At 45.1% G+C, this 11,945-nt stretch carries 10 protein-coding genes; 4 read left to right on the plus strand and 6 right to left on the minus strand.

The features are described 5' to 3' along the window. Positions 1 to 78 precede the first annotated feature (78 nt). Positions 79 to 1,467, plus strand: coding sequence for an MFS transporter (locus ACFQZR_RS28360; protein ID WP_379351653.1), 1,389 nt, complete (start codon positions 79 to 81; stop codon positions 1,465 to 1,467). 66 nt (positions 1,468 to 1,533) lie between these two features. On the opposite strand, the gene ACFQZR_RS28365 is transcribed toward ACFQZR_RS28360, so the two are convergent. Beyond that, a complete protein-coding gene (locus ACFQZR_RS28365) occupies positions 1,534 to 2,334 on the minus strand; it encodes a MurR/RpiR family transcriptional regulator (RefSeq protein ID WP_379351654.1) in 801 nt (266 codons plus the stop codon). Between the two features lie 191 nt (positions 2,335 to 2,525). Next, positions 2,526 to 4,472, minus strand: coding sequence for an FAD-dependent oxidoreductase (locus ACFQZR_RS28370; RefSeq protein ID WP_379351655.1), 1,947 nt, complete (start codon positions 4,470 to 4,472; stop codon positions 2,526 to 2,528). 237 nt (positions 4,473 to 4,709) lie between these two features. On the opposite strand from ACFQZR_RS28370, the gene ACFQZR_RS28375 reads away from it, so the two are divergent. Further along, entirely contained in the window at positions 4,710 to 5,342 is a 633-nt protein-coding gene (locus ACFQZR_RS28375; protein WP_379351656.1) for a sterol desaturase family protein, read from the plus strand. 51 nt (positions 5,343 to 5,393) lie between these two features. On the opposite strand, the gene ACFQZR_RS28380 is transcribed toward ACFQZR_RS28375, so the two are convergent. Then, positions 5,394 to 5,546 (minus strand): hypothetical protein, encoded by a 153-nt coding sequence (locus ACFQZR_RS28380; RefSeq protein WP_379351657.1) that lies wholly within the window; start codon positions 5,544 to 5,546, stop codon positions 5,394 to 5,396. Between the two features lie 199 nt (positions 5,547 to 5,745). Between ACFQZR_RS28380 and ACFQZR_RS28385 the strand changes: the two genes are divergently transcribed. Further along, positions 5,746 to 6,207 carry a hypothetical protein gene (locus ACFQZR_RS28385; RefSeq protein ID WP_379351658.1) on the plus strand — a complete coding sequence of 154 codons (462 nt, stop codon included), beginning with the start codon at positions 5,746 to 5,748 and terminating at the stop codon, positions 6,205 to 6,207. A gap of 58 nt (positions 6,208 to 6,265) precedes the next feature. Then, positions 6,266 to 7,651 carry an SMI1/KNR4 family protein gene (locus ACFQZR_RS28390; protein WP_379351659.1) on the plus strand — a complete coding sequence of 462 codons (1,386 nt, stop codon included), beginning with the start codon at positions 6,266 to 6,268 and terminating at the stop codon, positions 7,649 to 7,651. A gap of 133 nt (positions 7,652 to 7,784) precedes the next feature. Here ACFQZR_RS28390 and ACFQZR_RS28395 read toward each other — a convergent pair whose 3' ends face one another. The 3 genes from ACFQZR_RS28395 to ACFQZR_RS28405 all read right to left on the minus strand — a co-directional run bounded on the left by ACFQZR_RS28395 (position 7,785) and on the right by ACFQZR_RS28405 (position 11,656). Then, positions 7,785 to 9,449 (minus strand): DUF6138 family protein, encoded by a 1,665-nt coding sequence (locus tag ACFQZR_RS28395; protein ID WP_379351660.1) that lies wholly within the window; start codon positions 9,447 to 9,449, stop codon positions 7,785 to 7,787. A 69-nt stretch (positions 9,450 to 9,518) separates the two neighbouring features. Further along, positions 9,519 to 10,808 (minus strand): DUF1963 domain-containing protein, encoded by a 1,290-nt coding sequence (locus tag ACFQZR_RS28400; RefSeq protein WP_379351661.1) that lies wholly within the window; start codon positions 10,806 to 10,808, stop codon positions 9,519 to 9,521. Between the two features lie 50 nt (positions 10,809 to 10,858). Continuing rightward, positions 10,859 to 11,656, minus strand: coding sequence for a hypothetical protein (locus ACFQZR_RS28405; protein ID WP_379351662.1), 798 nt, complete (start codon positions 11,654 to 11,656; stop codon positions 10,859 to 10,861). Between the last annotated feature and the right edge of the window lie 289 nt (positions 11,657 to 11,945).

The following is an 11,945-nucleotide window of genomic DNA, read 5'->3' on the forward strand; positions in this document are numbered from 1 at the left end:
AATATTTTGGGGTATTCATGGAAGCGCTACCTTATTAGACATCATTAGATTGAAACAACAAAGGAGAAGAATATCGCTATGTCTACCACTACTGCAGATGTGAGCATGAAGAAAACTCAGGAATTTAATATTAAGAAGGCAGTGCCTATTACCTTACTATTATTTCTACTATGCTTAATCATTGATAATTCGTTTAAGATCATTTCTGTTGATATGGCTAAGGATTTCAACATTTCAGCGACAACAGTTAGTTGGCAAGCCACCCTAGCTGGCCTTGTGATTGGAATTGGGGCGGTGGTGTACGCAGCTTTGGCGGATTCCATTAGTATCAGAAAACTTTTTATCGCGGGTATCACTTTAATATGTGTCGGTTCAGTCATGGGATACATGTTTCAACATTCGTATTTGCTCGTTGTGATCTCACGAATGATCCAAACGGCAGGTTTAGCATCAGCCGAAACATTATATGTTATCTTTGTAACCAAACATTTACCTGCAAATGAACAAAAGAAATTTTTAGGATTAAGTACTAGCAGTTTTGCTCTTTCGCAGCTCATAGGTACATTAACTGGAGGCTACGTTTCTACGTACTTCCATTGGACAAGCCTGTTTTTACTTTCTTTAGTAACCCTGCTCACCCTTCCTTTTATTTTAAAATATCTTCCTAAGGAAGAAACGAAAAAACGTCATATCGATGTATTAGGATTATTCCTAGTGGGAACCATTTCTGCAGCCCTACTCCTGTATATTACCGATTTCAATTGGCTTTACCTGATCTTGTTTGTTGTTGCAGTTACATTATTCCTTGTTTATATCAGTAAAAACTCAAAAGCGTTTATTGGCATATCCTTCTTTAAAAATAAACAGTTTATCTCATTGCTTGGTGTTGCTTTTGTTATTTACTCTGTACAGTTAGCGTATATTTTCTTATTTCCATTCTTACTTGAAAAGATGTATGGTTTGAAGCTTGATACCATTTCACTATTAATGATTCCAGGCTTTGTAGCAGCTACGGTCGTCGGGGCTCTTTCCGGAAAAATCGCGAAGTTTCTGGGAAGCAAGCAATGTATTACAATCGCGATGTCTTGTATTGTGGTCAGCTTATTATTAGGCGCATTCTTTATACAATCTTCTGTTGTTGTATTCGTGATATCGATGGTGTTATTCTCTAGCTCATTTGCATTCATGTATGCACCAATACTTGATTCTTGCATTCGTACGATTGAAAAAGAAAAAACAGGAACAGCCGTGGGATTTTTCAATTTAACACTAAGTGTCGCGATGTCAATCGGAATTGCCTATACAGCAGCCATGATGGACCATTCCGCTATGCGAACAAGCATCCTAGGGATTTCGAGCAATTCGGATGCTTCCATGTTTAGTAATATCCTATTCATTCTCGTACTCATCACCCTTTTGAGTTTATCGCTGTACTGGGTATTCGTAGGACGAAAAGCGACGAAATAGATTACGTTTAGTTCATGATTAGGACCCTAAACCAACAGTTTAGGGTTCTTTTTGTGTTTTATATTTCTAAATTGAAATTATTGCTTCAATGGCCAAATTCCTATTTTGTTGCTGGTATTCCAGCGACATGTGCGTAATAAATGCGTTGACAATCATTAAACTAAGAGCCAGTGGATGATAAGAGAGCTCAAATATAAAATCAACATGTTGAGTTGAAAATAGCGTCGATGTATTCGTTATGAGCGCCACTTTAGCTCCCCTTTGTGAGGCTTCTTGCATCATTTGTTCAATGGATAATATCTCGTCATTCGTATAGTGAAAAAATATAGCGAAGCTATGCTCATCTAAAGATTGAACATCTTCGATTTGATACTTCGGGTCTAAAAATGCAGTGGACTCTTTACCATCCATAAGTAAATCAATTTGCAACAGCCAGACAGCTTGAGGAACACTATACCCATAGAAACCAATCTTCATCTTGGACAGCAGCATGTTAACGAACAAATTCATTTGTGATGAATCCAATTGTTCTAGTGAACAATCAATCGTTTGCGTAATGATATATTTCCCACCAACTAATGAATTCTCCATCATCGAGACTTTTTGCTTCGTGGAAAGCACATTGAGAACATATTGCTGTCTTAATCTTGATAATTCTAATCGTAGTTCAGGATAACTGGAATAATACAAATGGCGGCAAAACCTTGTAATGGTAGAAGGCGAACAATATGATTTTTCAGCGATTTCAACGAGACTCATGTCACTGATCTGATCAAATTGATAGATAAAATTTTTAGCCACACTAAAATATATATCATCGTGATCATAGGTATTATAGAATTGCAACAATGCTAAGATACTCTGCATCCCTTATTCCCCCTGCTTACATCTCTCACAAAGTTTATTTCTTCTGTCATGGAAAGGAAAGGCAACTTATCACACGACATAGCAAAGCACCTCCTATAGCTATTCATCGGTTATGAACACCAGTGGTGTCGATCCAATGCCTACTATAGAGGGTGCTTCAAGAGACTTGTTCTTATTTTATTACCTGGTTATTATTTTTTGGCGTATGCAGCGGCATTTCCTCCAGCCAGTTTGCCTGATGTATAGGCGAAACCAAGCGTACCGCCTTCGATTGTAATATAAGTATTGCCATACATCCCGCCTGCATCATTTCCAGCGACCCATAGTCCAGGAATAGGTTTATCCTGATCATTCACTGCCTGAATATTCTCATTGATCTTCACGCCGCCAAGTGTTCCCAGACCACGTGCCGAAGTACTCAATGCATAGAATGGACCCTTTTCTACAGGATGGAGATATTCCTTATTTTTAAAGAAATCCTCATCAACGCCCTTTCTGCTAAATCCATTATAACGATCAACGTTAGCCGTAAGTGTCTTTTCGTCTACACCAATTTTGCTTGCCAGCTCTGCAATGGTGTCTCCTTTTACAATAACCCCGGATTGAATCGCTTCTTCAATAGTTGGCGTATAATCAAAAGGCGTAACCGTCGACTTATAGTTGGTATCCGTATCAAACGGTTCATTAAATTCCATAAAGCCTTGTTTTTTACCTTTGAACGAGCTATATAGGTCGGCATATGCAATAAGACCCTTGGTCTTTACCGTCTCAATCAATTGTTGGTCAAAAAGAGCCCAGTGCGAGGCACCTGGTTGTTCATAGATGGCCGATGACCCATAGGCAAAGTCAAACACAATGTCTTCATTAATGTAGCGTTGACCATTATTATTCACCCATAGAAGCGGCAAGGCCGTTAAATCCCAAAGGTCATAAGGATCTTTCATTTTCCCTGTCAAATCTGGATTTGGCATGTAGTGGTACCACTGTGCCACATCTGTACCAAACTCAGCTGCGCCAGCTCCCCAAGCCATTTTTAGTCCATCTCCTGTAGCAGAAGCGATCAAACCTGTTTTTGCTTTTTCTCCGAAATGTTCTTTCATCATTTCCGCATTACCGCCATATCCTCCAGTTGCAAGTACTACGGATTTAGCATGTATTTTTAACTCTCCACCGTCAGCTTTTTTGGCAATAACGCCTGTAACGTTTCCTCTGTCATCCTTGATCAATTGTTCTGCGGGCGTCTCGAACATGATTTTGCCACCCTTGCTTTCAATCTGCTTCCGAAGCTTCTCTAAGGCAACGGAGCCACCCTCAACATATCCATGAATGGTAGCTGGAGTACCTACTAAAGCTTTTTGACCACTTTGCCCGGGATCCGTAAGGACTAATTTGGCTCCATTCTCAATCATCCAATCTACCGTCTTCCCTGCATTATCCATGATTGTGCGAACCAATCTTGCATTCGCATGATAGTTACTCGTTTCCATGTACTTTTTAAATAACCATTCTTTATCGACGACTTTGTTCTGTTCTTTCTGCTGTTTGCTATCTAACGCGAACATCCCGCCTGCCAGCGTTCCCGCACCACTTGCCACTGCGGTTTTCTCGATCAGAAGCGTGTTCGCACCTTTTTCGAGAGATGCCAATGCAGCAGCCGTACCGGCAGCTCCTGCTCCAACAACTACAACGTCAACGGTCATTTCTTCTGCCTTGCCTACTTGCTTTTTAACGGCAACCGATTTGAGCGCTTGAGCATCCCCACCCGCTTGTTGTACAGCATCTGCAACAGCTTCAATAATGGCGGTACTTACTACTGTCGCACCACTTACGGCATCCACAGCTAGCGATTGATGTTCCAAAATATCCGCTGGGATACGCTCTGCTGCTTTTTCATAAATCCCGGGTGTTTCATTGTGTTCCTTAATGGCAACGGAAGTAATGCGATCATCCGAAAATACGACTTCAACCTTGATTGGGCCATTGTTGCCTTTACTAACTCCTGTATAGGTGCCCGCTTTATAACTTGATTTGTCAGATGGTGGACTCTTTGAACTATCTTTGTTCCCCCCACAACCTGCAACGGAAAGAATTAAAGTTATGCATAACACCAGACTCAGGGTTATTCTACATTTCTTCATTTTTATTGTTACCCCCACTTTGTGAATTTTGTAACAATATCACTTTAACACAGGTATCTTCATCTTCAGACGCCTGTAAGAGACATGTACTAGGCTGAATCAGACGAGTACATAGAGGGGTAAAATTGAAATGAATTCATTATTTCCTGCATATTCATAGATTAGCGTGACAAAGAGGCCATTGCACAAGAAATACTGTAACGTTGCCCAGTAACGATAATTAGGAGGTGTTTTTGAATGAGGGATAAGTATGTAAAAGAGTTTTTCTTCTTCCCCGACATAGGCATCATGTGCGGAATCTTCCTGGTCAGCTTTGGCTTCCTCATCCCCAACCTGACATCTATCGGCCCATGGGTTGCTTTCATCATAGGCATGGCCGCTTATGCAGCTGCCGAGTATTTCACACACCGTTTCCTTTTTCACATGAAGACTCCGAAAAATCCATTCTATTTAAATTTAATTAAGCGCTTACACTATGATCATCATTCCAATCCGAATGACCTACATTTATTGTTTCTGCCTTTGTGGTATTCTCTGCCGAACATCGCCATTGCGGGAACAATTGCCTACTTTATTTCTACCAGCCTCGTAATTACAAATGCGTTTATCGCTGGCGTGATCCTGTTTCTATTGTTTTATGAGTGGAAGCATTATATCGCCCATCGTCCGATTACCCCATTCTCCCCCTGGGGCCGCTGGATGAAGAAAATCCATTTATGGCATCACTATAAAAATGAAAATTACTGGTATGGCGTCACCAATCCGGTGCTTGATTACGTATTGGGAACCTTTGAGGACCACAATAAGGTTAAGCTTAGTCAGACGGCCCGCAACCTTGAACAACGCGATCATAAAAAGCTGGATCTGTAATTGTTCTCTCCCGTACTAGGCTGCCTTCTTGATACTGTCCACCATGTCACCTTATGATGGAGCGGATATTCCCAGCTGCTGCACGTAAAACCGATGTACAATTTCCGCGATTTGATCCTGGTCTTCCCAAAATCTATTATCAAGCTTATCCAGCCGTTCTCCCTCTTCCTCGCCTTTTTTTAATATTAATCCAGTATGATTCATTCCCAGGAATCATTCTCTTGTACACAGCCATTTTTTGATGTTACTATTTGTAAAGGTAGAAGATACCAAGCGTTATATACTGCAACTCCGGGGTCAAGGCCTGCTCGTATTTGCTCGCGATGCACCGATTTAGTTACCCGCAGTGAGCTCTAATCGGGAGATGTCGAAATCCTATTATCCAAATCTACTGGAGGGGCGTATGTTATTTATTCTTTTGATGGCGGGAGCCATCGTGAATGGCGCTTTATGTGCCTTTGTAGGTTGCGCGGTTTTTGTAGGCTTTGTATTCTTCCTAATTGGATTACCGACATCCAAGTCCTCGAAAAAATGGTTATCACCCGACATGATCAAATTTACACTCACGGTCTTTTTGACTTTGCTAACTTTGATGATATATATGACGATTACATTGTGGAGTGCACGCACCGGGGGAACATTGGCGTTCTCACGTTCTGTTCCAATCGATGCCTACATGAATCAGGCCAAGAAACTGGTGCTTTTAGGAACCGCACAGGGTGTCTTCGTGCTCCTTGCTTTTAAATGGCTGCTGCCTCGTTTCATTGGAGAACTTAGATTAGATAAAAAGCATATATGGGGAGTTTCGGCTGGAGTAATCATAACGATCGTCGGCGGCAGCGCCGCGTGGCTATCATCGATGTAACCCTTGAGGGCAAACGCCGCTAAATTTTTATAGAATAATAATAGTTTTGGAGGCTGCAATGGACCAAGCGCTTATCGAACAATTGAACCAATGGCATGAAGAAGACGAACAGCAGCAAATTGTGGACTTGTTGTTAGCTATTCCCGAGAAGGAACGGGACTATGAGGCAGTCAGCCGACTGGCCAGAGCCTATAACAACTTGGGGCTTTATGAAGAAGCACTCAATCAATTTGAAAAAATATCCGAAATAGGTCAACAAGATCCACTATGGCACTATCGGGTAGGTTTTGCTCTTTATCATTTAAAAAGATATAACGAGGCGGCACAGGCATTCCGTACCTCAGACAAGTTAGAAGCCGGTGATCAAGATACTGAATTATGGTTAAAGTGGAGCTTGCAAAAAGCGGAGAAGCAGCAAAGGCAAGAGTGTCGGATGGCGGCCAAAAGGACAGCGGCCATGGATTCTCGTGGTTCGGGAGCAGAGGAAGTTCCTTTTTCGAACATGTCGCTTGTTGACTTTTGGGACGACAGCGAGTACGCGAGGAAGTCCTATCTATCCGAGCCGCCCACGGATGCACTCATCGCCTCGATCGAGGAAGAGCTGGGTTATAAACTCCCTGCCTCATATATTGCTCTGATGAAGCAGCAGAATGGTGGAATTCCGAAGAACACCTGCTTTAGAGCGGAGGAATCGACCTCCTGGGCTGAGGATCATATTGCCATTACGGGCATTATGGGCATTGGCCGGGAGAAAAGTTATTCACTCTGCGGGGATCTCGGCAGTGGGTTTATGATTGAGGAATGGGGATATCCCGACATTGGCGTAGTAATCTGCGATTGTCCTTCAGCAGGTCATGACGTCGTGATGTTAGACTACCGGGCATGCGGAAGAGATGGTGAACCCGAAGTGATTCACGTCGATCAGGAGGACGATTATGAAATTACTTTCCTGGCCGAAAATTTCGAAGCGTTTATTAGTGGCCTAGTGAGCGAAGAAGAATTCGATACCTCCGAGGAGGACAAAGAAGCGGATCTTTACAAAGTAGCCCACGGGAAATTTTCCCCCTTGCTGGGGGAGCTTTGCACTCGAGTATCGGAATTGGAACAGATCGAACAGAAAATCCGCAGCATCTGTACACGGATTGTCGAAGAAAAAGGCCATTTTTCTTTTCATGCGGATGAATTATCGTATCTGATGTATGATGTGCAATTTTGGCTATACACAAAGTCATACCCGGATACCAGTCGTGAACAATACTTGGCTATCTATGAGAAAATGATCGCCTTCGGTGGAGAATTCGGTCAAGGCGGCTATGCCCCAGGATGGATTACCGAATGGCTGGACCGCCGCATGCAGGAAGGACGGATCGTACAGGAAAATGGACGCCTTCGGTTTACGGATCAGTTCGCAGCGGAAGTGATTAAGCAGCTGCGAGAAGCCTAAAAGGCTGACCCGGATCATGCAAGCAACGACAAGAGCCCACGTTCAACGTGGGCTCTTCTTCTTTTTATATTTATTGAGACCAGATACTCCATGGCTCCCCAGTGCGGAGGTATAGGGCAACTGTTCTACCGGTTCATCCGCCATTCAGCGCCAACAGCTGCTCCAGTCCTTCTTTTAGCGGCGGTTGTGCTTTTCGGGCCGCTCCTTCCAGCTTCTTCACGCTTCCAAAGATTCGGTACAGTACCATTTCGCATTGATAAATCTCTTTGCCTTTCAGCGCCTCGATAAGTGCCTCGGCAAGCTCAGGACGGTCGATGGTTAGGTTTTTTACCTGTGTTCCCTCGTCAATGCCTGCCAGCAAAATGGATACGATCACCGGCATATGCTCTGCCTTTACGCCATGCGCCTCGATAAATGCCTGCGGATAGCCGTCCTGCACCATTTGATGCTCCGTATCCACCAGGCCCATATAACGCCATACCAAGGGAAAATAATCCTCGCTGTATAAGCCGAGGCCTAGTACGGCATAAGTGCCCGGCATAGCCGATTTCTCGCTCGGCTCCACATCGCTGTACCACGCGAACTCCTCCATTGCCGTATCCGCATATTCCGCAATCTTGGGGAATAAGGCTGGGTAGCTAAGCGCATTGGCAAAGAACTGATGCAGCTTGGACTTCGCCAGTTTTTTAAACGGAAGAAAATGTTTTTGGCTGCTCTTCAGCTTTAGGTTGTATTCTTTGGGAAAACCCTGCCGCAAAAGATTGATGATATAATCGAGCGCTTCCCCGTAAGCCGCCTCTTCTTCAGAGAGGATTCGGATTTCGATCGTCTGCGTCACGTCATTGTTTCGGGCCTCCACCCGCTCTCCACGATAGGTACTCTCAAATTTTCCGCTGCCTATTTTCAAATAATCCGCTGCTCGCTTGGAACCCAATTGCACAGCAAGTTTCAGGTACTCATGCCGAGTATCCGGCTCGGTGAAGCCGATCTGCAGGGCTGCATAAAGAAAGAAATCCATTTCTCCAGCATCTACGGAAGGATGAACCGGCTCCTCCTTCAAAACCCACTCGTTTCCATAATAACCGGATCGGGTAAAATGCTGCGGTAAAAAGTGATCCCTCACCCAACTGTTGAAGGCCGAAGTATAACGGCTGATCCAATCGTTTTTGAGCTCTTGGTTCTTTTTTAGCTTGTCAGAGAGGCGGCGGATCAGAGGCTCGATCTCTTCCGATTTCTGTTCCATCAGATCCGGATTGACCAAATGATAGGCAAAAAAGAAGAGGTCTTTTTCGGGTAGCTCTGGTGGATCAGGCAAAACCTTTGTTTGAATAAATTGCTCCAGTGTCTGTTTCAGTTCACTCAACTTAGGCTCATTTATTAGCTGCTGGTTAAGCGATAATTTCGACTGTTCCCATTCAAACTCCAATACCACTTCAAACTTATAATCAAAGAAACGCGCTCCCAGCTCCTCAGAGCGAAACAGTCGATCTATACGTTCACACAAGGCAGGAAAGAATTCCTCAACTAGAAGTTCATTGGTCAACTCTGTTATATATGAACCCGCTTCAACTTTATAGGGGCTATCAGACCAAGAGAAGGGCTCGTGCACATCGATATGTATGCGTCCATTTGCCCATGTAAACTTTCCTTTTCTCCATGCTACTCGAAGATAATCCATGATTCCGGCTTGCAGCCTGCTTCTATTTTTAAGCTCATTAATCCTCTTGCTTTCTTTTGCGTAAATTGCCGTGATTTCGTTCCATACCTCGTTCAGAAAAGCTTCTACTGCGTGATTCAACGGTTTCTCCTCCTCTCTCAACTACCTCTGGACTTTGGCCAGCTAATCTGCGTGCACATCGGGCGTGGCTCAGCTTTGCTGATACAACGTAGCCGTCACCTTGTCCTCTGGACAAACAAACATATAAAAAATACCTTCCCCAAACTTATCGAAATCCGCCCAGTCCACCTGACCGATAAACCGCATGCGTTTGGCACAGCAAGGGCAAACCGGATAATCAGCATCCTGCACCCAGCTCGGGTGACCCCCGATCTGCGAATCCTGCTGAGATAATGTCCAAGTCGCGGCATAAAATGGGGAGTGAGGCTCGTCCGAAAGGGTTAGCCTTGGCACGGCCACGCCGCCGCTGTCCTCGGCATCAAAACTCGGCAAATACTCGGGTTCCCGGTTAAAGCGGCTCCAGACCGGCATGCCCTGACGATCCAGTTCCATGTAAATGGTGCCAAAGCATCCGCAGCGCTCGCAGGTCTCGACTTGCAGGCGATCCAGCGGCAGGTCGAGATACGCCAGGGAAGGATGGGAGGTGTCCGCATCCATCAGGATGGTCAGCTTCCCTTCGCACCACGGGCAATTAGAGGCGCTTGTTTGCAGGAAACGGGCGGTGGGCGCTTCGGCTGCAGAATCACGCTGCTCACCCGTTGCCCTAATCGCATAGCTCAAACCGTGGATCAAATCGCGCCTTTCTCCGTCCGGTGTGAGCTCCCAGCCACCCTCCAGGGTATAAATTTCAGGCCCGACGAACAACTGCCCCGCCCACTCCGGCGGATGTAATCGCCATTCCTGAAACCGACTGACAACCACGGGATCTCCAATCCAGCTCAAAATCAGCAGAAGATGATTGCGGTTATCTTCGTCCCATTCCACCTGCTGCAGCAGGCGGCCCCGGATGTCGGGTGACGCATCTTTGAATAGTATGCCGGAATGGTACATCCTGTGTTCCATCAGCTCGGGCAGAGCTCCGGTGATATTATCATTGCGGTAACACACTAGCGACAATAATATTTGGTCGGTTTCACTCTTATCGCCCGCAGCCAGAAGCTCCAGCGCATACTTCAGCATTCGGCCCGCTTCTTCAGCTGTTAAGGATACGTACATCTGCTCTTTGCTGCGCGGGTACGGTACATATTGGATCAGCGGGTCATATGACCTCGGTGCATGCATAATTTTAAGAATCTCCACCGGATCCGCCAGGTCCTCATATAAGTTCACCGTTTTACGGTGCTGCTCAATATAGGCTTGCCGTTTCTGCCGTTCCTGCTCTTGATGGCAGGGCATGCAGTAACCGCCTGTTTTGGCGACCGTGGTCGGCAGGATCGTCGCCCTGCAGCCTTCCGTTTTGCATGGAATACGTTCCGTCACGGCTACTCTACCTCCGTTATGATGATGTTCTTTCATTCGTCATAGGCGAACTATAAATATTCCCCGAAATAGAACTCCAGCTTCTCCACGGAATATCCATCCTCACCTCTCCAGGTCGCCATCGACATAAAGTCGGTTCCTCGGCCGCGCTCTTTGCGGTAATCGTTATGGGACTGCAGCAGACCAGCGTACCCCCAAATTTCCATCACGAAGTCTCGTTCATACTGGTTAGCAGGGAAAATATCCTTCCAGCGCTTTTCCAGCTGCCTGGCTGCATCCTTTTCACTGCAGGCTTCTACGGCCTGAATCATTCGCTTAAGTATGGTAACATCCTCGCTGCGGACCTCAAACTCCTCTTCCTTACTGAGGAATTCCAGATCCATCAGGCAATAGATCAGCCAGTTCAAGCGGACGCCGCCCCATTTGATTCGTTCAAAATTAAGGACATTTAAGTCCTCGTCAACATATTGTTCATTCGCGGTCAGCTTTCTGTCATTGCAATCCCCGCAAGCACAGTAGCTTATATGTTCTGCCGGTCGCTGCGCAAACGTATGGATCGGTAGATCTTGCGTCAATGCAAAGCTAGACAAGGCGCTTCTCAAATAAACTTTGCGCGTGGACAGACTGTGCAGAAAGGCGCGCACCGCCTTTTCTTTGGTGATTTTTTGCTCGTGCAGCTCTTTTAACTTTAGGACGCATTCATCGTGCGACAGGGTCACCCGGTCGAACATCAGTCCCTTGCTTTTCGCATATTGGAAGTCTTCATCCGAGCAGGAGAATCCGCCCTCTCTCCAGCGCCCAGAGCTCCAAAACGAGTTCATCAATATTTTCTTGGCCTTGGAATCCATCTATTTTAGCCTCCTATCAAACTCCGTCGTAAAAAGTATGTAAAGTACGATAAAAAATCAGGAATCGCCGATTCAACAATAATATGAAGCTTGCTTTCCGCTTTATTAACGTGTTTTTTCTGAAATGTCATGTAAAGCCCTTTTACCAACGTAAAGGCTCCTATCTTTCCATGATACACTGGAAAAGCCAGGAAGCAACAGGCACGAAGTACACAAATCATACTTAACTAGCCGACCCTTTACGCAGGATCGGCTATTGTCGTGAACAGCCCTAATGAAAAATTAAGAG

It is taken from the genome of Paenibacillus sp. GCM10027629, assembly GCF_042676425.1.
Lineage (GTDB): Bacteria > Bacillota > Bacilli > Paenibacillales > Paenibacillaceae > Paenibacillus_K > Paenibacillus_K terrigena.